Source organism: Anaeromonas frigoriresistens, assembly GCF_016820655.1.
GTDB lineage: Bacteria > Bacillota > Clostridia > Tissierellales > SIT17 > Anaeromonas > Anaeromonas frigoriresistens.
The window spans coordinates 16977-41498 of sequence record NZ_WSFT01000016.1 but is presented as its reverse complement, the minus strand read 5'-3'; the positions used below and the strand labels follow the sequence as shown (position 1 = coordinate 41498).

Here is a 24522-nt window from a genome sequence, read left to right as displayed (position 1 = left end):
TATAATTTTATATATTTTTAAATTATGGTATAATTACTCTGTATAAATTATTATTAAAAGAGTATTTGGAGGTAATTAAATGTGGACAGCAGTTCATATGGTCGAAGGAGAAGATCTAGCAAAGGAATTAAAGGATAAATTAACTCAAGAAGGGTTTTTAGTAAGATTTAAACCCTTTTCTAAAGAAGGGGACATAACAATATATAAAATAATGGCACCAGAGTTTGAGGCCAGGGATGTTCATAGTGTAATAATGGATTTAGGATATTAATAATAAAAAATAAAAAATATTAATTTTTAATTGCTATGGGACGTTTGAAGTCCATGGTGGATGAAATGTGAGGAGGATTACAATGAAGACTATTGGAGTACTTACCAGTGGAGGGGATGCCCCTGGGATGAATGCAGCTATAAGGGCTGTAGTAAGAACAGCAATATATAATGGAATTAAAGTTATGGGAGTTAATCAAGGTTATGATGGACTGATTAATGGTAATATAAAAGAAATGGGATTATCTAGTGTGGCTGATATAATACATAGAGGCGGTACCACACTAAGAACAGCAAGATCTGAGGAATTTAAAACTGAAGAAGGTAGAAAAAAAGCATTAAATGTAATGAAAGTTTTTGGTATAGATGGATTAGTAGTAATAGGAGGAGATGGATCATTTAAAGGAGCTGAGAAACTTAGCGATGAAGGGTTTCCAACTATTGGTATTCCAGGAACTATTGATAATGATTTAGGATATAGTGATTATACTATTGGATTTGATACTGCAATTAATACAGTAATAGATGCTATAAGTAAAATAAGAGATACTTCTACATCTCATGGAAGAGCCAATGTAATAGAAGTAATGGGTAGACATTGTGGTGATATTGCACTTTATGCTGGATTAGCAGGAGGAGCTGAAAGTGTTATAGTTCCTGAAGTTGGATACGAGGTAGATGAAGTTTGTCAAAAGCTAATTAAGGGTAGAAATAGAGGTAAGTTACATAGTATTATTATGCTTGCCGAAGGTGTAGGTAGAGCCTATGAGTTAAGTGATGAAATAGAGGATAAAACCGGTATCGAAACGAGGGTTACAGTTTTAGGACATATTCAAAGGGGAGGAAGTCCCACTGCCTTTGATAGAATACTAGCAAGTAAAATGGGTGCAGAATCTGTAAGACTACTTATAAAGGGTGAATCCGGTAAAGTGGTTGGTATTCAGGGAAATAAAATAATTAACATGAACATAAATGAAGCATTAAAGATAAATAATAATCTAGATAAAGATATGTATGAATTAACAAAAATATTATCTATATAATAGGGGTGAAAAGTATTATGAAAAGAACTAAAATTGTATGTACATTAGGACCAGCATCAGAAACAGAAGAACTTTTAACCGAACTAATAAATAATGGATTAAATGTGGCTAGACAGAATTTTTCCCATGGAAATCACGAAGAACATAAACAACGAATGGATTTAATAAAGAAGGTTAGAGAAAAGTTAAATACTCCAGTAGCAATTATGTTAGACACAAAAGGCCCAGAGATAAGAACAGGAGATTTTAAAGAAAGCAGTGTAATACTAGAAGAAGATCAAGAGTATATTATAACTACTAGAGATGTATTAGGAGACAAAGAGGTATGTCCTATAACCTATAAAGACCTACCAAAGGATATAGATAAAGGGGATACAATACTAATAGATGACGGGTTAGTAGGGTTAGAAGTTATAGAAGTACTTAATGATACTGATATAAAATGTAAAGTTAAAAATAGTGGAGAAGTGAAAAATAAAAAGGGTGTAAATGTACCAGGAGTTAAAATAAATCTTCCTGCTATAACTGAAAAAGATAGAAGTGATATAGAATTTGGTATTAAAAATGGTATAGATTTTATAGCAGCTTCATTCATAAGAAAGGCTTCTGATGTATTAGAGATTAGACAAATTCTTGAAGAAAATAATGCAGAAGATATCGAAATAATTTCTAAAATAGAAAATCAAGAGGGTGTCGACAATATTGATCGAATATTAGAAGTTTCTGATGGAATAATGGTAGCTAGAGGTGATTTAGGAGTAGAGATACCAGCAGAAGAAGTACCTTTAGTTCAAAAAATGATAATTAAAAAATGTAATTTAGCAGGAAAGCCAGTAATAACAGCTACTCAAATGCTTGATTCAATGATTAGAAACCCTAGACCAACAAGAGCAGAAGTTACAGATGTAGCTAATGCTATATTAGATGGTACTGATGCAATAATGTTATCAGGAGAAACAGCAGCAGGTAAATACCCTATAGAATCTGTACAAACAATGGCGAATATAGCTATGAAAACAGAAGGATCTTTAGACTACGAAGGACTATTATTCTCTAGAGCTCGTTTACAGGAAATAAGTGTTACAAATGCTATAAGTCATGCAACGTGTACAACTGCTCAAGATTTGGAAGCTCAAGCTATTATAACAGCTACTAGTACAGGATATACGGCACGGGCTGTATCTAAATTTAGACCAGCTGCACCAATTATAGCAGTCACTACATCAGAAAAAGTTAGGAGAAAACTTGGGTTAGTATGGGGAGTTAATTCTTTACTTTCAAGACAATCTTCATCAACAGATGATATAATAGACGATTCAGTATCTATATCTTTAGAAAATGGATATATAGAAAATGGGGATTTAGTAGTAATAACAGCAGGAGTACCTGTAGGAAAAGCTGGTTCAACTAACTTACTAAAGGTTCATACAGTAGGAGAAGTTGTATTAAAAGGAACTGGGATTGGAGATAGAAGTGCTATAGGAAATGTATGCATAGTATCCAGCAAAGAAGATGCAGAAGCTAAGTTTGAAGATGGTGACGTATTAGTTGCCATAAATACAGATAGAGATATTGTACCTTTTATGGAAAGATCCTCAGCAATAATCACAGAAAAAGGCGGACTTACTTCCCATGCAGCAGTAGTAGGTCTTAATATAGAAAAGCCTGTAATAGTAGGAGTAGATAAAGCTACTACAGAACTAAAGGATGGGGAACTTATTACAGTAGATAGTATAAGAGGTTTTATTTATAGAGGAAAAGCAAGAGTATTATAATAACTAAAAATGTCGAGGTTTATATAAACCTCGACATTTTTAATTATATACTTAACTTTCTCTGTGCAAACAAATTTGATATAATTATTATATATTATATAAATGGAGGATATCATGTCATATAAAACTACAATAAGAGCTAGATACAGTGAAACAGATCAAATGGGTATTATATATCATGCAAATTATTTTAATTGGTTTGAAGTAGGAAGGACAGAGTTTTTTAAAAACTTAGGATATAGCTATAAACAATTGGAAGAATTAGGAATACTTTTACCAGTAATAGATGTAGGTTGTAAATACAAAATATCAGCTAAGTATGATGATGAAGTAATAATAGAAACGTGGATTGATAAAATGAAAGGTGTTCGAATAGAATTTAATTATAATATTATTAGAAAAAGTGATAATGCTCTATTAGCAGAAGGGCATACCATTCACGCTTTTGTAGATAAGGACTTAAAACCAGTAAATTTCAAAAAAAAGTATAATGATTTATGGAGTAAACTATACGAAACCATGGAATAGGGGGAGAGCATATGTTAGGAAAACTTATACTATTATTTACATTGACACCTATAGTTGAACTATATATATTATTTCAAATTGCAAAAGTAACCAGTTTTTCAGCAACATTATTACTGGTATTATTAACTGGAATTGCAGGGGCCTATCTTGCTAAAAGTGAAGGTAAGATAATAATAACAAGAATAAAAACTGAAATAAATCAAGGTAGAATGCCAGGAAATGAGTTAATAAATGGTTTGTGTGTTCTTATAGGAGGAGCATTTTTATTAACTCCAGGAATATTAACAGATGTAGTAGGTTTTAGTTTAGTTATACCAATGACTAGAACAATATTTAAAGCATACATTAAAAGCAAATTTGAAAGTATGATAAAAGAAGGTCAAGTACATTTTTATTATAATCGAAGAGATTAATTAGTAAAATTTGGGTAGAAATATTGTTGACTTGAATAAAATATTTATTTAAGTCAACAATTTCTATAGAATGAGAAATTGGCAACCGATTCTCAATTTTTTAGGCACACCTTAGGGTGTGCCATTTTTTTATAAATAAATTGATTTTCTACTAAAATAATTGTACCAAAGGCGTAGCATTAATTGAAATTCCCAAAGCAGTAAAACATATCAATATTATTATCAAGAGATTTCTTATAGCTTTAAGCATTTTATCCCCTCCTAAGAAGCTTGTCTTTTAATATATTTGTATGTAGGGAATAATATATATAGAACATAAATTAGAAAATACCTTGAAAAAAATTATTAGTTTCTTTATAGTTATAAAGAGAGAAGGAAATTGTTAAAGGAGAGATACTTATGAAACCCCCAGTAATAGAAGGAGATATATATGAAGCAGAAGTAATAGATTTAAATCATCGAGGACAAGGTGTAGCTAAAATAGATGGATTTGCAATTTTTATCGATGATGGCATTCCTGGAGATAAAGGAAATCTTAAAATACATACAGTAAAAAAGAATTATGGTATTGGAGAATTTGTAAATATTAGTAGTCCTTCAGAATGGAGAATAGATGCTCCTTGTCATGTAGTAGATGAGTGTGGAGGTTGTCAAATTCAAAAGATAGATTATGATAAACAGTTAAAGATAAAAAAAGAAAGAGTTATAAATGATATGAAAAGAATCGGAGGAATGGAGGATATAAAGATTCATGATACTTTAGGAATGAAAGATCCTTTTGGATATAGAAATAAAGCTCAATTTCCTCTATCTCCTGGAGAAGACTTCGTTAAAATAGGATTCTATAGAAGAGGGACCCATGATATTGTAGATACTAATAGTTGTATAATACAACACTCAATAACAGATAAAATAATAAAAGTAGTAAGAAGCTTTATGAAGAAATACAATGTAAAAGCTTATGATGAAAAAAAGGAAAAAGGAATAATAAGACATATTTTAACTAAAACATCCTTTAGAACAGGGGATTTGATGATAGTACTAATAACAAATGGAGAAAAGCTCCCATATAAAGAAGAGTTAATTACCGAACTAACTTCAAATATTGAGGGAGTAAAAAGTATAGTTCAGAATATTAATACTAGAAGAAATAATGTTATATTAGGACATAAAACTATAAATTTATATGGAGAAGATAAAATAGTGGATTATATTGATGATATAAAATTTAATATATCTCCATTATCCTTTTTTCAAGTCAACCCTATACAGACAGAAGTTTTATATAATAAAGCTCTAGAGTATGCAGATTTACAAGGGGATGAGACAGTATTTGATCTCTACTGTGGAATAGGAAGTATATCTTTATTTTTAGCTAAAAAGGCTAAAAAGGTATACGGGATAGAGGTAGTTAAACTAGCTATAGAAGATGCTAAGAAAAATGCAAAAATAAATAAAATAACAAACGCAGAGTTTTTTACAGGAAAAGCAGAAGAAGTATTTCCTAAGCTGTATAAACAAGGTATAAGGGCAGATGTTGTAGTTGTAGATCCGCCAAGAAAAGGCTGTGAGCAAAAAGTACTAGATACAATAATAGAAATGAATCCTAAAAAAGTTGTATACGTATCCTGTAATCCAGCTACATTAGCAAGAGATCTAAAATACTTAAATGAAAATGGATACAAAACATTAGAAATACAACCAGTAGATATGTTTCCACATACAGTTCACGTCGAGACGGTAGTATTGATGTCGAGAGTGTAACCCATGATTATACTGGGTTTGAATGAGTACATTTATCTTGTTTACTCGACCGAAAGTAAGTTTTTACGTTTGGGGGAACATATCGAGTGATAGAAATTGAATTAAAAAGGGAAGTAGGTTTGAGTGGACAGAACAGATAACATCCTTAGGGTTGTGGAGATAGAATAGATGTAAGTGTTTATCTCTAAAATATTTTTAAATCTCAAGGATTACTTAAACTTTGAGATTTTTTTATAATTTATTGTAAGATTATTAAATCCCGTGCGTCTTATAGATAGGAGGTGAAAAAGTGACAGAGCTTGAGGAGATTTATAATAACTATTTTAAGGATGTTTACTTCTTCATATATAGTCTATCAAAAGATAAACATATAGCAGAAGATTTGACATCTGAAACATTTATAAAAGCGATAAAGTCCATTGAAAGCTTTAAAGGAAATTGTGATATCAAGGTGTGGTTATTTCAAATAGCCAAAAACTCATATTATTCATATATAAGAAAACATAAGACTTTGATAGAGCTAGACTCAGTGCCTGAAAAGAAAGATGATTTTGATATAGAAAGATCGGTAATTTCATCTGAAGAGTCGATGAAAACTCATGAAATTCTCCATAACTTATCTGAGCCATATAAGGAAGTGTTTTCTCTAAGAGTTTTTGGAGAACTGAGCTTTAGGCAGATTGGCAGTTTGTTTGGTAAAACAGATAATTGGGCTTGTGTCACTTTTCATCGAGCTAGAAATAAGATTAGAGAAGAAATGAGGGATTATTGATGAAAGTCACTTGTAATGTTATTAAAGATGTGTTGCCTCTATATTTAGAAAATATGCTTAGTGATGACTCGTGTATTATGGTTGAAGAACATATTGAGCAGTGTCAGGAATGCAAGAATTGTCTTAATGAGATGCGCAATTTTAATGAAATGCCAGTAGATAGGAATACCTCACCTTTACTAAAGATAAAATCAACATTACGCAAGAAGAAAATTCAGACGGCAATATTCTCAATGATGTTTTCAATTATGATTTTTGTTATAACAATTGCTTTCTTGACCGCTCCAGAGTATATTCCATATAGCGAAAGAAGTGTAACAATAAATGAGATTGGTAATGGGTCGGTGCTCGCTCAATTTGAGGATACCGTATATGGATATGACATCAATAGATATCCTACAGATGACAACACTGGTTATGTCTATCACATTATTACATGGAATAGCATATGGAATAGAAATATAAAAAAATCTAATACAAATAATACTATTTTAAATCCAAATGATGAAAATGTTGTTTCTGTATATTATTACCATACAGATGGAAGTGAAGATATATTGATGTATGGTAAAGATATAAATCCAAACGGCGGGATTGTTACATTACCAAGACTATTTTTATCCTATTACGCACTTATTGCTATAGTATTTGCTGCAACTTGTGGATTAATTATGCTTATATTGTATCGTAATAAAAAAGTGCTTAATTTTACAATGAAAGTTTTCTTTTTACCGGTATCCTACCTATTAGGTCATTTGATTATTAAAGGATTTACAACTTCATCATATACTGCGACACGGGATTTTTATGCAATATTGTTAGTTATGATTCCGCTATATATTGCTTTTCTAATGGCTGTAAACTTAATTAGACAGTATAAAAATAAAATATATGAGGGTCGTTAAGTATGATCCCTTTTGGGATAGATTTTACTAAAGGCTCAAATAAAAGATATCATTTATACGGGCAGATATATTTTTATTGGCGATATTGGCTGTGGATATGTTCCCGACTACCGATAGTGCAAAAAATGCCGTGGATATGTTTTCGAGAACCGACAGATTGAAAGACATTTATGCTGTACTCTCAAGCCATGTTGAGTGCGTAGTAGGAATACAAAGGGTGGAATCTATGAAATAGCTGTGTTTACAATGGTTACAGATGATTTTCAATTCATCAGAGATGGAGAAGATTTCCGAAATAAAGTGCCTGTTGGCAAGCTTGAAATTTGAATCGCTTTGCGAATTGCTTAAAAGCAGATATGTATTTTAAATAGAAGGAAGCCGAGTGTATGGATAAAACTAATTCATTATTGCTCGGTTTTTTTATTTACTAAATATCTTATTAGACAGATATAAAACTGACCAAATCAGTAGAAGTGACCATATAAATCAATGAGAGGTACTGTTATAATTAATTTATGAAGACTGGTCATATACGTTAAAACAAATCTAATGAAACTAATATGCGCATATTAGGAGGGCTTTATGATTACAAAAAAAGGAGAAGAAACTAGAAATCAAATACTCGAAGCGTCGGAACAATTGTTTATGGAAAAAAGTGTTAGCAAAGTTACAATAAATGATATCGTTCAACGTGCTGGTATAGCAAAAGGAACCTTTTACTTATATTTTGATTCAAAGGAAGCTTTAGTTTGGCATTTTATTGACACTAAACTAAGTGGTTTAAATAAGTATCTTGCTAAATTAGATGTAGAAGGCTATGAAAAAGAGGATATTGAGAGAATTATTTCCTACATCGTTTTTTTTCTAAAAAAGCACAATACACTATTAAAATTAATGCATCATGTGAGATTTTTTACTTTCATCGGATTTCATAATATGGAAAGTAAGTCAGTAAACAAGTGGATAGAATGGCTTACTGTTTGGATAGAAAAAGGACGATTAAAAGGCGAATTATATATTGATAATTCAAACTTTATGGCCTATTTTTTAGTGATCACGATTCATGAAGTTTTGGAACGGGCGATTATTGAAGAAACCCCTTTTACTATAGATGAAGCTTCAGAGGAGCTAAAAGCATTAGTTGTCAAACTGCTGAAATAGCTCTAGATATGGTTTTAAATGATTTGATTAATAAAGACCATAGTGTATATGGATAATAATATTTAAGGAGGTCTGAGATTTATGAACTTTAGAGGATTATTAAGAATTCCCCGAAATGGTGAAAAGCAATATTATCTAAATCGTCCTGAGTGGCGCTGGTACCAAAAATATCTGCCGGAGGATCTTCGACTACAAGGAGAATATATACCAAATGAGGAGTGGTGGGATTTTGAAGAACACCAAATTCACCTCGATAGATATATTGTAAATAATCCTAAGGCAAAAATGCTTCTTTTCCATGGTGGAGGAGGAAATGGCAGAGTCCTAGGTGCCTTTGCCAGGATGGCAATGAGAGCAGGGTGTGAAGTGGTAGCACCGGACTTTCCAGGATACGGTTTAACCGTAAGATCCTCAAAGACAAAGCCTACCTATGCCCTTTGGAGTAAAATTGGATCAGCTCTAATTGATGCAGAGAGAAAGAAAGATGGTTTACCTGTTATAGTGTGGGGGCTTTCTATAGGTGGATTGTTGGCATATATGGCAGCGGCTGAAAACAAGAAAGTGGATGGTCTTATTGCAACCACATTAGCAGATACCCGCAGTATAAAAACAATGGCAAAGGTTGGGCGGAATTCACTCTTAGGAGGAGGGGGATTCTTGTTTGCAAAGCTCCTCGGACCGTTGATTGATCCAATCAGATTGCCAATGAAATGGCTTGCCCCAATGGAACTTATTACAAATGATCCTGAGGTTAGTAGAGTTTTTATTAAAGATAGACTTGCAGGAGGAACGACAGTAACAATGGGATTCCTTAGGAGCTTGATGAATGCAAAACCGGCCATTGAACCGGAAGATTTTAATGTTTGTCCTGTTCTGCTAGCTCACCCTGCCGTTGACCCCTGGACACCTCTCGAACTTTCCATGAAATTCTTTGATCGGATAAAGAGCAAGAAAGAGATAGTTGTACTGGAGGGATGCGGTCACTTCCCAGTGGAGGAACCTGGTAGATTCCAGCTTGAAGATGCACTAGCACGTTTTGTCAGATATTGAGCATACGAATTATAAATTAAGTAAGCTTGCAGAAATGAATCTTGAAGGCATCATCAATAAAGAGACCTATGAAGAAAAATATCATGCGACTACGAAAAGATTGGAAGAACTAAAAGAAGAAGCTAATTCTTTAGATGGAACCCATGAGCAAGAAAAGCTTTTAAAAGATAAGCTTAAATCTTTTAGAAAAGCATTTGACAACAATGAATTATTAGAAGTATTTGATCGTGAGGTTTTCGAGAATTCAATTGATAAAGTTATTATAGGTAAAACGGATGAAAGTGGTAAGGTAAATCCTTATTCAGTCACTTTTGTATTCAAGGCAGGGATGGAATTAGAGGAGGACGTATCTGTAAAAAAGACTAAAGGAATACATGGCAATAATAAGGATGTTGTGTATTCCTATTACGCAGACGACACATGTGGAAACTTGTTGACGCTTGATCAGAACAAAAATTTGACATGGTGATATGATTATTAAATCCATGTAGAATGAATAGTATGCTAGGTAGAAAAAAAGTTTAGGAAGAAAGAAGTGTCAGTATATATGAAGAAAATACCATTGATGTATGGAATGATTTTTAGTGTTATAATTTTATTTTTGACTGGGTTTTTCTCTATTTTTTTTGCTATTAGGTATTATTCAGGATTAAATCGCATTTTGATTATTGCAACAGGAATTTTTACCTTACTTATTGGTTTATTGGTTTATTGGTGGAATATGTACGAAAAGGTGGATATTCAAAACCAACTCACCCATTTCTATATTCAAAGGAATTGAAAAGAAATATTAATGTGGATGAATTGACATGGGGAATGATTGATCCTGTGTTGATGATATATACAGCAGTTTTGGCTTCAGAGCTAAAGGATATGAATACTGTAAAGCTGAAATTGATCGACACGATTTTTGATACTAGCATTAATATAGCTTGGATTTGATTAACTGCCATTTATGTTGTGATTTTGCTTGCAGAACGCAATCAAATGGAAGATTTTAATAAATGCCTGAGTGAAGAAGATCTAATGAAAGAACATCTTGAGATAAATGAAAATCCAGATTTATGGAATTCGATCAAGAATACTAAAGTTTGTTTTTTGCAATAGGGAAAATACTTGCTGGCAGGCAAATTAAAATAGAATAAACAGATAATTAGATATATATATGGTAGAAAGTACAGTTCTTAATATTAATTACAAATGAAACGATTATTGAATAAAAAAGAGGGCAATTTGACATGTTTTTAAGATTACTCCACGCACGTGGAGACGGTGGTTTTGATAACGAGAAAGTAAAGCTCTGAAAGCCTTATAGATACTGGGTTTTATAAAATGAAAGTAGTTCTTTCCATTTGACTTTAGCCCTCGAAATGTGTTCTCAGGAACATATCGAGGGTATATTTTGGGGCAAAATTTGAACATAAAAATAGGTAGGGTTGAGTTGAAAGAGTGGATGAATTTATAGGGTTGAGGAGATAGAATTGATGTGAATATATCAATTGATTATAGAAAATGCAGAACATTAAGGAAGAAGGCAGTGAATAGCTGAAATGACAGAGTTCTTGAATGAACAGTCCTATGAACTGGAGGAATGTGATGAGCACCTGGTAAGGTGGCTTATTGAAAAAGTAACAGTCTTTAATGATAAGCTAATTATAGGGTTTAAGTCTGAAGTCGTTATTGATGTTGAAATATAAATATAAAGATAGCCAACGATTATATTAGTATATAAACGTTGGCTTTTTGTTTTTATAGTATTGCTTTTATTAAAATTTAATGGTATAATATAATTTATGGCCGAATCAAATTATAATAAATAGTATCAATTTAATTATAGCATATTACAAATCAAATGTCAAGCGTTATTTTGAAAAATATATTTGTTTTTCTTTTGGAGGTGATCCTATTGTCATTTGAGATTATGAATGTATTTTCATCCTTGATACAAAAACAAGCAGTTGATGAAATTGAAAAATGTAATGATTATACTTTTAGATTTGGGTTAACTTTATCTCACCAAGATGCCATTGAATTAGTTGAAACAAGAACTTTTTCACTAAAAAATAATGGACGTATTGAATTTGGAGGTGGCGTAATTGATAAAATAATCAAGGAGTTTTGTGATTCTCCTTATATTTCTATGCATAACTATGTAGAAACACTTCATGAGTTAATTGAAATTTTTTATTTTTATAAAAATGAAACTCTCGATTTAATAAGTGATGATGAACTCATAAAGTTTATGAAAAATTCCTTTGATGGCAAATGCCAAGGATCATTAGAATTGTTATCAGGACGAGAACTTGATAAAATGGCTCGTAATTTACGATATGGATATGCTCCTGATTATTCAGAGGATAATGAATGTGAAGAGGAGGATGCAGATGGAGAATATTGAAAAGCGACATATCATTAATAGTCATAATTTGAGTGATGAATTCTATTTTAATAATATTTTACAAGAGGCATATACCTCTGGACTATTAAATGAGTCTGATTTAGAAAATATTCAGCTACAATGTATTAGTCTCTTATCATATAAAAGTGAGAGATATAATAAGGCTGAAAGCAGTTCTATAAGAGTTGAGACTGCTGAAAGCATTATGAAATCTAATATTTATTCAATAGGTCTATACTTAAAGTCTTTACCAGATCCAGACTATGCTGTAAAAGAGCTAAAAACAGTAAGGATTTCTGATCTATATGAGAAAGGCAGAAAATTAGTTAATACTAGATTTCAAGTAACAAAGCGTATCTATAATATGGTGCAAAAGAATAAACTAGATACACTAAATCATTCTTATAATTCGACACTTAGTGAAAATGGAATTGGGATTTTCTTTAAGTCATACAACTTAGAGTATGAGGCCCATGATTCTCCTGCTTCTATTGACTATCAGCTTTGCAATCCTGTTAATGATTTGGCAGGAGTAGAATTTATTCAAAAATACCTTGAGAATTTATACCTTGAGAACGAATTTTGCATGAATTTTGCAGCAGAGAACATTCATTATCTACTTTATGGATATGATAAAGGGTACACGGAATTATTGATTAATATTTTTGAACAATTATTAACAACGGCTTTGGGATGTTCTCTCGCTAACCGTAACATTAGAGAACTCAATATTACGGGAGAAGATATTCAACGTTTATTTGAAAAATTACTAAGATATGATAATCATACACTTATGTTAAATATTCATAAGGCGACTAAAGATATATTTGAAGAGTTAAATATTACAAACCTTTCTCTCCAAAAATATATTGAAAAAAGTTTATCGAAGATTACAACTAATATAGAAAATGCACTAAAATTAAATACCCTCAGTAAAGTATTCATAACCTCAATTAATCCAAATCTAGAACCTAAAATCCACTTTGAATCCAGTGTTAAAATGGATGATGAAGAATATAGAAGGTTAATAGAAGAATTGCTTAGATGTAGATTTTCATCTGATAAGTTAGAACTTATAAAGGAAAGAGTAAAATCTTTTGATGATCTTGAAGATATATTACTTGATGCACAATTAGAAGAAGAGGAATTTATTTCTCTGTTTAATACTCTCGGAGATGTTGAAATTGCAGCAATGATTAAAAGACACCCGTTTGAGTCGGACATTCAAGCTGTAGATTTATCAGATACGGAACAGGTAGTACGATTATACTTAGAAAACTATATTAAGCAACTTCCAACTAACAGACAAGAACTAATTCTCCAGATTGCAAAACATCTTATAGGAGATTGATATCTGGGAATGGTTTATAATAGGTTATAAGTGAATTTAATAGTAAAATATGTGCTTCCTCAGATGTATGTTTGGGGAAGTTTTTATTTATGGGGGTCTCACTTTCACGCATAATTTACAATCTCACATAAAAAGATGAATTTAGAGAAAAAGTTAAGTGAATTAACTCCAAAATTTTTCTTGCTTCTAATAGCCTTGCTACTCATAATTTTCTGTAATAACATAAACATAATTCATGAATTTCAAATAAGTTATAATTGTTAACCTTAAAATAATAGTTGACTGGTTAACTAAAATAGTGTATAGTAAACCTAATGGTATACTGGTGAACTAATTGTGATATTACTAACTTGAAGGGAGTGAGCAAAACTATGGGTTTAAGTTTAAATAAGATGGTCAAACCACAAACTATTGAATTAAATGAAAAAGCAAGTGTATTTTCTAAAGAAAAATCTCCATCAAAAAGATTGTATGTTGAAGGGCGCAAACCAAAGTTTAATAGGAATGATGTATTTCATATATTGAAAAATATAAAAAATATTTACAAGCTCCCATATTCAATAAATAAGACAGTGAAGCTGATAAAGGAAGATACTTCAACCACAAAGAGACATATGTCAAGGGTAAGCTTTGAAGAATTAGATCAACTACTAAATTCTCTTCAAGTAGATGAATATGGTTTTTTTGAAGTTACACCTGAGAAAATATTCAAGGAATGTGGGGTTCCCCATAAATATGCTCTGGTATTTTCATGAGCTATGGATAAAACTGCATTTGGAACAGCCCCAAGTATAGAGTGTTAGCTAGAAGTGGCCAAAGTATATGGACAGACAGGGAATATTGCCAACAAGGTTGCAGAGTTCCTACAAAAGAAAGGATTTGGAGCGAGTCCCAATCATTCTATGGATGGGCAGTTAGATTATTCTATGGCAGCTGAGTGGGCAGGTATCGCTATTATAGGTAGACACAGTATGGTCATAACAAAAAAGCATGGTCATTGTCATAGATTATCAGTTGTCTACACAAATATTGAGAATCTGGACGAATTTATTAATCGTAATACTGAGGATATCAGATGGATAAGAGAATTCTGCAAGAAGTGTGGAAAGTGTATTCGTAAATGTCCATCTGGTGCAATCCTACAAGAACCCGTAGCATTGGATGGAATTAATCCAACCCGTATTGATTACGAAAAATGTTGTGAGGGGTTTATAAACTACGGTTGTGGTATTTGCATTAAGGTATGTCCATTTACAACCGGTAATTATGAAAAAATAAAAGAGGCATTCTTAAAAACCAATAAAAAAACAAAGAAGTGAGGAATTTGATATGGAAATACAGAATTTCGGAAAATTGATTAGGACAATTACTTCAAATATAAATTATTATATCGGTTCAAAAATCGATAAATATGGAATAAAGCAAGGTCAATTCGAGTATTTTCTTTTGATTTATAGCAGTCCTGGAATTAATCAACTTGAGCTTGCAAGGCTTAAAAATGTTGGAAAAGCTAGTGTTACTAAAGCACTTATAATTCTTGAAGGTGATGGTTTTATTAGGAGAGTATCAGATGAAAAAGATAAAAGAAATACCTTGTGTTATGTAACAGAAAAAGGCGAAATGATAGTAGATGATTTAATTCATGTAAAAACCAATGCTGAGAAAGAACTCTTTAAAGGGTTTAAGGGTGAAGACAAACAAGTATTTTATGAGTATTTGTCACTACTTCATCTTAACTCGGAGGCGCTAGTAGCAAATATTGATTCGAAGATTGAGGAGGATTAGAATGAAATTCCCAATGCCTAGAGAATATAAACACATCAGACCAATTGATAAAGTTTGGTATGGAGAACCGCATTTTAAAAAAGGATTAATAGTCCCAGAGATTAGTGTGAAGTACGGCAGCTTATTATCAAAAGTTAAAACAATGCCGTCTCATGCAAAGTATTTAATTGGTTCACTTCGAGAATTGAATAAGACTGTCAAATCCATTGAAAAGAATCCGTATACTGGAAACAAAACTATAACCGCGGAGGTATTGACAGAACTGGAAGCTTTCGCAAGATCCCTTGGCATATCAGGTATAGGATACACAGAAGTAAAGGAAAGTCATATGTTTAGGGAGTCAATTGTTATATTTAAGAATGCTATAGTCTTTACAATGGAGATGAAAAAAACAGAGATAGAACATGCGCCATCTAAAAGAACTATTAAAGAAGTTTTCAGAACTTATTATGAACTTGGAAGAGCAGTAAATTTTATATCTGACTTCCTTAGAAGTAAAGGTTTTAATGCACAGCCAATTCCAGCGATTGGTAGCAATCTAAATCTTTCAGTTATGGCGAGGGATGCAGGGCTTGGTGGTTTTGGTAAAAATGGGCTTTTAATTACACAGGATTTTGGTCCAAGTGTACGTCTTGCTGCAATACTTACGGATATCGAAAATCTCCCTTTGAATCATCAACTAAATCACGATTGGATACAAAACTTTTGTGATTCATGTAACAATTGCGTAAGAAAATGTCCTGCAAAGGCAATTTATGAAAAGCCTATCGTTTTTGAAGATGGAAGTGAACAGCATATAGATTATAAAAAATGTTCTGGTCCGTTTTCAAAACAATATGGGTGCACAGTATGCATTAAAGAATGTACATTTTTAAAGTCAAAGTATGAAAAAATTGAAAAAATCTATGCTAAAAAGTAATATTATAGCTTTAGCTTATTATGAGAGGTTGATTGTGATATTATTAGATGTAACAGAGATTGAATGGGAAATTGAATAATAGTAGCAGAATAAGCCGACTAGGGTGAAATCACCTTGGTAGGCTTATTTTTACTTCTTATTTGAGAGTTCTTTATGATGGATACTAGATGTGGATAAGGTATATTTAATTAGTAAGAAAAAATTTGGATATGATATAATAAATTCTAATGAACCTGTGCTTGACTACAGATTTATTATACAAGGAGGTCATTATGAGAATTATTATTTCACCTGCCAAGAAGATGAAAATAGATATAGATTCATTAGATTATAATCAACTTCCTCAGTTTATAGATGATACAGAAGTTTTGCTATCATATTTTAAAAGATTAAGTTATGAAAAATTAAAATCTATATGGAAATGTAGTGATAAAATAGCTACTCTAAATTATGAGCGTATCCATAAGATGGATTTATATAGTAACTTAACTCCTGCCCTCCTTTCATTTGAGGGGCTTCAGTATAAGTACATGGGCCCAGGAGTGTTTACAACCAAGGAATTTGAATATATTGAAATGCATTTGCGTATTTTATCTGGGTTTTATGGTATCTTACGTCCTTTTGATGGTGTGGTTCCTTATAGGTTAGAAATGCAAGCAAAACTGGGAGATGATGATATAAACTCACTCTATAAATTCTGGAATAAAAAATTAGCTGATCAACTTATTTCGGAAAGTCAGTGCATTATAAATCTGGCATCTAAAGAGTATAGCAAATGTATTTCTAAATATGTGGATAAAAAAATACAATTTATTACTTGTGTTTTTGGTGAATTGATTGGAAAAAAGATAGTTGAAAAGGGTACATTAGCAAAGATGGCAAGAGGTGAAATGGTAAGATTTATGGCAGAAAAACAGATTGAAAATGTAGAAGTTATCAAAAGCTTTAATAGACTAGATTATAATTTTGTGGAGCATCTATCAGATGAAAATACATACATTTTTTTGAAAAATGAGAAATAACACAAAGTTAGAAACTGGATTAGGTTCACTATATAAAATACCTATTTGAACTTAATTAAAAAATATAATCATATATAATTAATTTTAATGAAAAAGGGTAAATATTATATTGATTTATAAATAAGGAGGTTTAATTATGAAAAAAATAAAGATAGCAGATGGAATACATATGTTGTCCATGAATGTAGAAGATATGCTTTTTGAAGGAATATGGGAGATAGCTAATGGCGTTACATTAAATTCTTATATAGTAAAGGGAGATAAAACTGCTATTATAGATGGAGTTATAGGTTGGGATGGAGTACCAGAAACTTTGTATAAAATCCTTGGAGAAATTGATGTAGATCCTAAAGAAATAGATTATTTGATAGTAAACCATATGGAGCCAGATCATTCTGGATGGATTGAGAGTTTTAAAAAAATCAATGATGATTTTACTATTGTATGCACAGATAAAGCCGCTAAATTAGTAACTTCTTTTTATGGGGATGAAGAAAATATAAGAGTAGTTAAAGAGGGAGATACCTTAAACTTAGGTAAAGGAAAAAAATTAAGTTTCCATCCAGTTCCAAATGTACATTGGCCGGATACTATGTATACTTATGAGTCAGACACTAAAACTCTATTCTCCTGCGATATGTATGGAGCCTTTGGGAAAATGGATGAGCATCATTTTGATGATGAGATGACTGATGAGGAAATTGAATTTTTTGAAGATGAAGGTATAAGGTATTTTTCGAATGTTATGGGCACATTTGCACCTATGGTAAAAAAGGCAATAAAAAAATCTAAAGAATTGGATATAGATATTATAGCTCCGGGTCATGGACCTATATATAGACAAAACCCACAAAAAATAATGAGTGATTATTCAAGGTTTTGTAAATATTCATCAGGATCCGGGAAAAAAGAAATAACTATATTATGGGGATCTATGTATGGAATGACTAAAAAAGCAGTTGATTTTGCAGAAACAGTCTTGGAAAGAGAAGGGTTAAAAGTAAATAGTCTTGAAATGCCTTTAGAAAGTGAAAGTGAAATGGTTGCCACTGTTTTTAAATCAGCTGGAGTAATAATTGCTGCTCCTACCTATGAATATAAAATGTTTCCACCTGTAGCAGCAGCCATAGAGGAATTGGGAAGAAAAAAAATTACCAATAAAGTAGCTTTCCGCTTTGGATCTTATGGATGGTCAGGTGGAGCTGAAAGGGAACTCAAAGAAATAATTGAGAGAAATAGAATGAAATGGGATTTTGTAGAAATGGTTGAATTTGAAGGAGCTCCAAAGTCAGAGGATTTCAATAAAATCGAAGAAGGAATTTTAAAATTATTAGAAAATATGAAAGATAAAACAATATAATATAAGATTAAAAATTAATATTATTTTATGAATGACCCAGAAGAATATTAAATGACTTTTCTATTCTTCTGGATTTATTTTTTTGATTAGTATGTAGTAGTAATTGTGGTTGGTTATGATAATAAGATAGGTGAATACATAATGGAACAGAACCTTAATATACTTCTCTAGGTTTCTGTGAACCTGTAAGAGTTTAGATTTTAAATGAACTCCAACTAGATGAAGAAGCAGATGTATGCCTCATGCTAGACTTGCCCATAAAATGAGGGCAGCGAAATTTTGATTGGTAGCAAGTAACAGTTGAGACAGTTGTGCTGATAGAGAAGAAATAGATTGATTTCAAGCTTTTCTAACATTTTTGATTAATTAAATAGTCAATTTTATACTTCCTCAGAGATGGTTGGGGAAGTATTTTTATGGGGTGTACTTCTACAAAAAACTTATTTATTTAAATTCTGAAGTTTCCTTATTTTATATTATTTTTTAAAATAAGTTGTCAGACTAATTACATATTGAACCATAAAACTAATCTCAGGATAAAAAATTTCCTAATTATTATTATTTGAAGGCATTTTTAATTAAAGAATATACAATTTCAGACCGAAAAGAATAATTGTAATTTCAATCAACAAAAGACTTTTTAAACAAATTAATGTATAATATACTTTGTGTTTTATTCAGGATTAAGTATGGACACCATTTTTTTTGATAGGAGGGGAGAAGTTTGCACACATTAGTTGAAATAATAATCAATTCAGGAGAGACAGCTATTAATTTAGCCTTATATTTAATACTCCCTATACTAGTTGTGATGATGGCCGTTATGCGAGTACTTGAAAATAAAGGTGTATTGGGTGCTATTGCTGCTAAATTATCACCTATACTAGCTTTTTTTGGATTACCTGGCTTAGGTGTATTTGCTTTGTTGCAAGTTCAGTTTATAAGTTTTGCGGCACCGATAGCTACATTCAAGATAATGGAGTATGATAAACATATATCTAATAGACAAATTGCTGCTACTTTAGCTGCTGTATTAGTAATGTCTCAAGGAAATGCTATCCTGCCCTTGGCAGTTGTAGGTTTAAATATGCCTATAATTATATTAACTTCAATAATTGGGGGATTAATAGCAGCATATCTTGCTTATAGATTCCATGGAGAGGATGAATCTGATAAATTACCTCAAGAAGAGATTTCTGTAAAAGATGATAAAGAGGTAGAAAAAAAGAAAATAATTTCTCTCTTATTTAGGGGAGGAGAAGAAGGTTTAGAAATTGCAAAAAAATCAATAGTACCTTTGATATTAGCACTATTTATGGTTAATATATTAAGAGAGATTAACGTTATAGACTTTTTAGAAAAGCTATTAGCTCCTGCATTGACTAGGGTTGGTATACCTGGAGTAGCTATATTACCAATTGCTACAAAGTATATAGCAGGTGGAACTGCAATGATGGCAATAGTGATGGACTTAATATCGGAAGGTAGTATGACAGCGGTTGAGTTAAATAGAATAGCAGGATTTTCTATAAATCCACTGGATCCTGTAGGTGTAGCATTATTAATATCAGCAGGAACGAGGGTAGCTTCAGTTACTAAACCAGCATTTAAAGCTGCAATTATAGGTATTGTGTTGAGAGGAATCATACATTTAGTTATTTTTTAATTGGAAGAATAGTTATAAAAGAATAAGAATTATAATATTGATTTAATTAAGCTGAAATTAAGATTTATCAATTAGTTTTTTTACTTTTTATAGTAAGTTTTAGAAGTTTTTTAATATAAAACTTATGAATTTTACGAACATTTGACAAGTTAACAGATAAAGGTTATACTAAATAACGGTTGTGATCACACCCTACAAATAAAAACGTTCGACGTTTTTATTTTTTTTTGCAAAAAAATAAATGTACATAGTAAATTGGATTCATTGTTAAAATGAAAATTTGTAAAAGACTATAATTAAATTGAGATAAATAAAACTAAAAGGAGAGAAATTATGTTAGAGGGTAATTTAGCAATATTAGTAGCATTTGTATTATACTTAGGGGTTATGTTAGGAATAGGTATTTATTATTACATGAAAACAGCAGACCTATCTGATTATGTGTTAGGAGGAAGAGGATTAGGAAGTTGGGTAACTGCAATGAGTGCACAAGCATCAGATATGAGTGCATGGCTTTTGATGGGACTTCCAGGGGCAGCTTATCTTTCAGGACTAGGATCTCTATGGTTAGCATTAGGTTTAGGAATTGGAACATTTTTAAATTGGCAGTTTGTTGCAACGAGGCTCAGAAAATATACTGAGATAGCAGGAAATTCCTTAACTCTTTCATCCTACTTTGGAAATAGATTTAGAGACGATAACAATACATTGAGAATGGTATCATCTATAATTATTGTATTTTATTTTGCTGTTTATACAGCATCAGGGTTTGTAGCAGGTGGAAAACTTTTTGGAACAGTATTCGGACTAGATTATACTATAGCTCTTACCATAGGAGCTATCGTTATAGTAGGATATACTTTTTTAGGTGGATTTATGGCAGTGAGTACTACTGATTTTATTCAAGGAATTATAATGTTTATTGCTGTTGTAGTTGTACCGATTATTGGTATCTCTACAAATGGAGGACCATCTGCTACTTTAGATAGTATTAGAGGATTTAATACAGAACTTTTAAATCCATTGACAGATGCAGCGGGGAATAGTCTAGGATTGTTAGTGATTTTATCATCCTTTGCTTGGTGTTTAGGATATTTTGGACAACCTCACATTTTAGTACGTTTTATGGCAATAAAATCTTCTTCCCAAATTAAGACATCAAAAAGAATTGCTATGACTTGGGTTATTGTAAGTTTAGTGGCGGCTCTTGTTGTTGGTATGGTAGGAAGAATAATCATCCCAGGAGTATTAGGAGACTCTGAACAAGTATTTATGGTTCTGATAGATGGATTACTTCCATCAATCGTAGCAGGGGTATTCTTAGCTGCTGTCTTAGCTGCAATTATGAGTACTGCTGATTCACAGCTATTGGTTACTGCATCAGCTTTTTCAGAGGATCTTTATAAACCACTAATTAATAAAAATGCATCACAGAAGCAGCTTTTGATGGTGAGTAGAATTACAGTTTTAGCTATAGCTATTATTGCATATATCATTGCATTGAATCCAAATAGTTCTGTACTAGATATAGTATCTAATGCATGGGCTGGATTTGGATCAGCCTTTGGGCCTGTGGTTTTATTCTCGCTATTTTGGAAAAGGATGACAAAGACAAGTGCAGTAGCAGGAATGATAGTAGGAGGAGCTACAGTATTTATATGGGGCAAATTAACAGGTGGTATTTTTGAATTATATGAAATGGTTCCTGCTTTCTTCTTAGCATGTATTATAATTGTCATAGTGAGTCTTTTAGGTAAAGAGCCTTCTCAAGAAATTCAAGATGAATTTGATTCTATTGCAAAAAGTAAAGTGTAATATTAAAGAGAATTATAAAGAAGTTCATATGATTCCAGTTAGACAGGAAATATAGAGTATTATTTTAAGTATATGCAGTTTCTACAGCAATACCAGTATATGGAAATGAATAGAAATCAATTGAAATTAAAGTAAGCACCGCATAAAGAAATGCGGTGCTTTATTATTTAATATATTTTAAATTGACTATTTAGTAATATTAACTTTTTTATTAATAGTATTGTCAACAGCATATTATGAATCAGAGTGATTACCAGTATTATAAAGTATAATAACTTCATTTTCCTCCTTAATCTTTCTTTGCATCTTTACTACATAATAGTATTTAGCCTTTTCAAGGGTGTTTTGTATTTCTTATTTCTGTTGAATACTTATATAGTTTATATTTTTTATTGATAACGTTTATCATTTACAAATTCGTATCACTATGGTATCATTTTTGTAGACTGAAGTATAAAAATAATATTTAATATATATAATTTAAAAAAATTATAGGAGGAAAGACAACATTGGAAGAATTAAACTCAAAGAGTAAAATTAGAAGCTCAAGAAAAAAAGATCATGTTAATCATATTTTAAAAGATAATTTTGAGAGTGATAATTACTTTAAAGATATATATTTAGAACATAACTCTTTACCAGAACTGGATTTTGCTGAAATAAGCACAAAATCTAGTTTTTTAGGTAAGGATATAAGCTTTCCTGTAATGATAAATGCAATGACAGGAGGTTTTGATAAGGCAGTAGAAATAAACAGCAACCTTGCTAAAATAGCAAGGGAATTAAATATACCTATGGCAGTTGGTTCTCAGACAATTGCAATAAAGGATAAAAATTATGAAGCATCCTTTAAAATTGTTAGGGAAGTATTAAAGGATGGAGTTGTTATATCAAATGTAAATGCCTTTGTGAGTGTTGATGAAGCTCGTCGAGCTATGGAGATGATACAGGCAGATGCTATTCAGATTCATTTGAATCCAGCTCAGGAAATATGTATGCCTGAAGGAGATAGAGACTTTAAAGGTGTATTAAACAATATTGAGGATATGGTTAAAAAAATTGATAAACCTGTTATTGTGAAGGAAGTTGGATTTGGTATCTCAAAGGATGTGGCAACAAGATTAAGAAGTATAGGAGTTAAATATATAGATGTAGGGGGTCATGGAGGAACAAATTTCATTAAAGTAGAGAATGCAAGAAACGAAGAATTTGACTTTTATGAATTATTTGAATGGGGAATTCCAACTGCTCTAAGTCTTATAGAAACTAGGGCCATAAGTAATGATTTAAATATAATCAGCACAGGGGGAATGAGAACTGCTAATGAGGTAGTTAAGGCATTATGTGTTGGAGCAGATATAATAGGAATCAGTGGACCTGTTTTAAAGAAATTTGTAGATGAAGGATATGAAAGTGCAGAAAAATATCTACAGAATATTATTTATAAGTCCAAAGTTATTATGCTTTTATTAGGTAAAAAGAACATAGGGGAGTTAAAAAATGTTCCCTATAGGATAAAAGGAGAACTTAAGGAATTATTGGATGGTGCAAAATGAGTTTGAAGAGTAATAAAAAAGCAATAGGAGAGTCTCATAGTAAATTGATATTAGTTGGAGAACATGCAGTTGTTTATGGGAAACCTGCTATAGCTATGCCCTTTCCTTTAAAAGTAAGAGCAACAGTAAAGGAATCTAAAGGTCCAATTAAATTTAAATCTTCTCTTTATAGAGGATATATATATGAAATGCCTAATGAAATGAGAGGAATAGAAGAGTGTATTAAAGAAACCTTAAATTATTTAAATAAACCTATTAGAGATTTACACATTACAATTGATTCACTTATCCCAATTGGAAGGGGATTAGGATCCAGTGCTGCAATTTCAATTACTATTGTCAGGAGTTTATTTTCATTCTATCGACAGAAGTTATCCAAGGATATATTATTTTCTCTTGTTACAGTAGCTGAAACCTATGCCCATGGAAATCCCAGTGGATTGGATATGATTGCTTCATCCAGTGAATATCCAATATGGTTTAAAAAAGGTAAAGAGTCCATGACCATTAAGATTAGGGAACCATTTCATATTGTTGTTGCTGATACTGGAAGAACTGGCAATACTAGAAGGGCAGTTACAAATGTCAAAAAGAGATATGATTTAGAGAAAAGTAATATACAGAAATCATTAGCTAAAATTGAGAGAATTGCTGACGAATCTAAATATGCCTTGGTGAATGGAGATAATAACTTGTTAGGAAAATTAATGAATTTAAATCAGCAGGAACTTATAAACTTAGGTGTTAGCGATGATAACCTTAATAAACTAATTAATGTAGCAATAAATGCTGGTGCATTGGGAGCTAAATTAACAGGAGGAGGACTAGGAGGTTGTATTATAGCCCTTGGTCGAGATCTAGAGCATTCTAAAGTAGTAGCAGATGAATTAGTAAAATCAGGAGTTGAGAAGAGCTGGTATTTTTCAACTGAAAATGAAAGACTCTATGTATCACTGAATGATTAGGAGG

26 protein-coding genes are annotated in these 24522 nt (G+C 31.6%); all 26 read left to right on the top strand.

Translation table 11 applies throughout. From position 1 onward, the window contains the following. Positions 1-79 precede the first annotated feature (79 nt). Positions 80-271: a hypothetical protein gene (locus GOQ27_RS02930; RefSeq protein ID WP_203365328.1), complete on the top strand. Its 192-nt coding sequence runs from the start codon at positions 80-82 to the stop codon at positions 269-271. Positions 272-353: 82 nt separating this feature from the next. Beyond that, a complete protein-coding gene (gene pfkA, locus GOQ27_RS02925) occupies positions 354-1313 on the top strand; it encodes a 6-phosphofructokinase (RefSeq protein WP_203365327.1) in 960 nt (319 codons plus the stop codon). Between the two features lie 17 nt (positions 1314-1330). Further along, the gene (pyk, locus tag GOQ27_RS02920) at positions 1331-3088 is read left to right on the top strand and encodes a pyruvate kinase (protein WP_203365326.1); all 1758 of its coding nucleotides are present in this window, start codon (positions 1331-1333) and stop codon (positions 3086-3088) included. 114 nt (positions 3089-3202) lie between these two features. Then, positions 3203-3616 carry an acyl-CoA thioesterase gene (locus GOQ27_RS02915; protein ID WP_203365325.1) on the top strand — a complete coding sequence of 138 codons (414 nt, stop codon included), beginning with the start codon at positions 3203-3205 and terminating at the stop codon, positions 3614-3616. Between the two features lie 11 nt (positions 3617-3627). Beyond that, the gene (locus GOQ27_RS02910; RefSeq protein WP_203365324.1) at positions 3628-4029 is read left to right on the top strand and encodes an FxsA family protein; all 402 of its coding nucleotides are present in this window, start codon (positions 3628-3630) and stop codon (positions 4027-4029) included. 399 nt (positions 4030-4428) lie between these two features. After that, complete coding sequence (gene rlmD / locus GOQ27_RS02905; protein WP_203365323.1) at positions 4429-5793, top strand: 23S rRNA (uracil(1939)-C(5))-methyltransferase RlmD; 1365 nt, start codon at positions 4429-4431, stop codon at positions 5791-5793. A 289-nt stretch (positions 5794-6082) separates the two neighbouring features. Next, the gene (locus GOQ27_RS02900) at positions 6083-6565 is read left to right on the top strand and encodes an RNA polymerase sigma factor (RefSeq protein WP_203365322.1); all 483 of its coding nucleotides are present in this window, start codon (positions 6083-6085) and stop codon (positions 6563-6565) included. Continuing rightward, positions 6565-7470: a zf-HC2 domain-containing protein gene (locus tag GOQ27_RS02895; protein ID WP_203365321.1), complete on the top strand. Its 906-nt coding sequence runs from the start codon at positions 6565-6567 to the stop codon at positions 7468-7470. Before GOQ27_RS02900 ends, GOQ27_RS02895 begins: the two co-directional genes overlap by 1 nt. Positions 7471-7665: 195 nt before the next feature. Further along, complete coding sequence (locus GOQ27_RS17260) at positions 7666-7797, top strand: hypothetical protein (protein ID WP_286673008.1); 132 nt, start codon at positions 7666-7668, stop codon at positions 7795-7797. Positions 7798-8052: 255 nt separating this feature from the next. Further along, positions 8053-8631: a TetR/AcrR family transcriptional regulator gene (locus tag GOQ27_RS02890; protein WP_203365320.1), complete on the top strand. Its 579-nt coding sequence runs from the start codon at positions 8053-8055 to the stop codon at positions 8629-8631. An 81-nt stretch (positions 8632-8712) separates the two neighbouring features. Then, positions 8713-9681, top strand: coding sequence for an alpha/beta hydrolase (locus GOQ27_RS02885; RefSeq protein ID WP_203365319.1), 969 nt, complete (start codon positions 8713-8715; stop codon positions 9679-9681). Further along, the gene (locus GOQ27_RS02880) at positions 9668-10150 is read left to right on the top strand and encodes a hypothetical protein (RefSeq protein WP_203365318.1); all 483 of its coding nucleotides are present in this window, start codon (positions 9668-9670) and stop codon (positions 10148-10150) included. Before GOQ27_RS02885 ends, GOQ27_RS02880 begins: the two co-directional genes overlap by 14 nt. Before the next feature lie 245 nt (positions 10151-10395). Continuing rightward, on the top strand, positions 10396-10623 hold the full coding sequence (locus GOQ27_RS02875) for a hypothetical protein (RefSeq protein ID WP_203365317.1): 228 nt from the start codon (positions 10396-10398) through the stop codon (positions 10621-10623). A 608-nt stretch (positions 10624-11231) separates the two neighbouring features. Next, positions 11232-11378: an integrase gene (locus GOQ27_RS02870; RefSeq protein ID WP_203365316.1), complete on the top strand. Its 147-nt coding sequence runs from the start codon at positions 11232-11234 to the stop codon at positions 11376-11378. Positions 11379-11587: 209 nt separating this feature from the next. Beyond that, positions 11588-12079 carry a DUF6323 family protein gene (locus GOQ27_RS02865; protein ID WP_203365315.1) on the top strand — a complete coding sequence of 164 codons (492 nt, stop codon included), beginning with the start codon at positions 11588-11590 and terminating at the stop codon, positions 12077-12079. Then, the gene (locus tag GOQ27_RS02860; RefSeq protein ID WP_203365314.1) at positions 12066-13430 is read left to right on the top strand and encodes a DUF6179 domain-containing protein; all 1365 of its coding nucleotides are present in this window, start codon (positions 12066-12068) and stop codon (positions 13428-13430) included. Before GOQ27_RS02865 ends, GOQ27_RS02860 begins: the two co-directional genes overlap by 14 nt. Before the next feature lie 371 nt (positions 13431-13801). Beyond that, entirely contained in the window at positions 13802-14185 is a 384-nt protein-coding gene (locus tag GOQ27_RS02855; protein ID WP_203365313.1) for a hypothetical protein, read from the top strand. 54 nt (positions 14186-14239) lie between these two features. Then, complete coding sequence (locus tag GOQ27_RS02850; protein ID WP_203365312.1) at positions 14240-14749, top strand: 4Fe-4S binding protein; 510 nt, start codon at positions 14240-14242, stop codon at positions 14747-14749. 10 nt (positions 14750-14759) lie between these two features. Next, positions 14760-15215, top strand: coding sequence for a MarR family winged helix-turn-helix transcriptional regulator (locus GOQ27_RS02845; RefSeq protein ID WP_203365311.1), 456 nt, complete (start codon positions 14760-14762; stop codon positions 15213-15215). Position 15216: 1 nt separating this feature from the next. After that, complete coding sequence (locus GOQ27_RS02840; protein ID WP_203365310.1) at positions 15217-16134, top strand: epoxyqueuosine reductase; 918 nt, start codon at positions 15217-15219, stop codon at positions 16132-16134. A gap of 272 nt (positions 16135-16406) precedes the next feature. Beyond that, on the top strand, positions 16407-17156 hold the full coding sequence (yaaA, locus tag GOQ27_RS02835; protein WP_203365309.1) for a peroxide stress protein YaaA: 750 nt from the start codon (positions 16407-16409) through the stop codon (positions 17154-17156). A 136-nt stretch (positions 17157-17292) separates the two neighbouring features. Further along, on the top strand, positions 17293-18516 hold the full coding sequence (locus tag GOQ27_RS02830; protein WP_203365308.1) for an FprA family A-type flavoprotein: 1224 nt from the start codon (positions 17293-17295) through the stop codon (positions 18514-18516). A 724-nt stretch (positions 18517-19240) separates the two neighbouring features. Then, positions 19241-20182: a nucleoside recognition family protein gene (locus GOQ27_RS02825; protein ID WP_203365307.1), complete on the top strand. Its 942-nt coding sequence runs from the start codon at positions 19241-19243 to the stop codon at positions 20180-20182. Between the two features lie 333 nt (positions 20183-20515). Next, positions 20516-21997: a sodium/proline symporter PutP gene (gene putP / locus GOQ27_RS02820; RefSeq protein WP_203365306.1), complete on the top strand. Its 1482-nt coding sequence runs from the start codon at positions 20516-20518 to the stop codon at positions 21995-21997. A 509-nt stretch (positions 21998-22506) separates the two neighbouring features. Then, complete coding sequence (gene fni, locus GOQ27_RS02815) at positions 22507-23553, top strand: type 2 isopentenyl-diphosphate Delta-isomerase (RefSeq protein WP_203365305.1); 1047 nt, start codon at positions 22507-22509, stop codon at positions 23551-23553. After that, positions 23550-24518, top strand: a complete 969-nt coding sequence (gene mvk / locus GOQ27_RS02810) for a mevalonate kinase (protein WP_203365304.1) — start codon at positions 23550-23552, stop codon at positions 24516-24518. Before fni ends, mvk begins: the two co-directional genes overlap by 4 nt. Positions 24519-24522 lie beyond the last annotated feature (4 nt).

Excerpts from the sequence above, each read along its gene's own strand:
- GOQ27_RS02910 (WP_203365324.1), top strand. The coding sequence starts at position 3,628 with ATGTTAGGAAAACTTATACTATTATTTACATTGACACCTATAGTTGAA.
- GOQ27_RS02830 (WP_203365308.1), top strand. The coding sequence starts at position 17,293 with ATGAAAAAAATAAAGATAGCAGATGGAATACATATGTTGTCCATGAAT.
- GOQ27_RS02855 (WP_203365313.1), top strand. The coding sequence starts at position 13,802 with ATGGGTTTAAGTTTAAATAAGATGGTCAAACCACAAACTATTGAATTA.
- yaaA (WP_203365309.1), top strand. The coding sequence starts at position 16,407 with ATGAGAATTATTATTTCACCTGCCAAGAAGATGAAAATAGATATAGAT.
- GOQ27_RS02890 (WP_203365320.1), top strand. The coding sequence starts at position 8,053 with ATGATTACAAAAAAAGGAGAAGAAACTAGAAATCAAATACTCGAAGCG.
- rlmD (WP_203365323.1), top strand. The coding sequence starts at position 4,429 with ATGAAACCCCCAGTAATAGAAGGAGATATATATGAAGCAGAAGTAATA.
- GOQ27_RS02845 (WP_203365311.1), top strand. The coding sequence starts at position 14,760 with ATGGAAATACAGAATTTCGGAAAATTGATTAGGACAATTACTTCAAAT.
- GOQ27_RS02895 (WP_203365321.1), top strand. The coding sequence starts at position 6,565 with ATGAAAGTCACTTGTAATGTTATTAAAGATGTGTTGCCTCTATATTTA.
- pyk (WP_203365326.1), top strand. The coding sequence starts at position 1,331 with ATGAAAAGAACTAAAATTGTATGTACATTAGGACCAGCATCAGAAACA.
- GOQ27_RS02915 (WP_203365325.1), top strand. The coding sequence starts at position 3,203 with ATGTCATATAAAACTACAATAAGAGCTAGATACAGTGAAACAGATCAA.
- putP (WP_203365306.1), top strand. The coding sequence starts at position 20,516 with ATGTTAGAGGGTAATTTAGCAATATTAGTAGCATTTGTATTATACTTA.
- GOQ27_RS02860 (WP_203365314.1), top strand. The coding sequence starts at position 12,066 with ATGGAGAATATTGAAAAGCGACATATCATTAATAGTCATAATTTGAGT.
- GOQ27_RS02840 (WP_203365310.1), top strand. The coding sequence starts at position 15,217 with ATGAAATTCCCAATGCCTAGAGAATATAAACACATCAGACCAATTGAT.
- GOQ27_RS02870 (WP_203365316.1), top strand. The coding sequence starts at position 11,232 with ATGACAGAGTTCTTGAATGAACAGTCCTATGAACTGGAGGAATGTGAT.
- mvk (WP_203365304.1), top strand. The coding sequence starts at position 23,550 with ATGAGTTTGAAGAGTAATAAAAAAGCAATAGGAGAGTCTCATAGTAAA.
- pfkA (WP_203365327.1), top strand. The coding sequence starts at position 354 with ATGAAGACTATTGGAGTACTTACCAGTGGAGGGGATGCCCCTGGGATG.
- GOQ27_RS02885 (WP_203365319.1), top strand. The coding sequence starts at position 8,713 with ATGAACTTTAGAGGATTATTAAGAATTCCCCGAAATGGTGAAAAGCAA.
- GOQ27_RS02930 (WP_203365328.1), top strand. The coding sequence starts at position 80 with ATGTGGACAGCAGTTCATATGGTCGAAGGAGAAGATCTAGCAAAGGAA.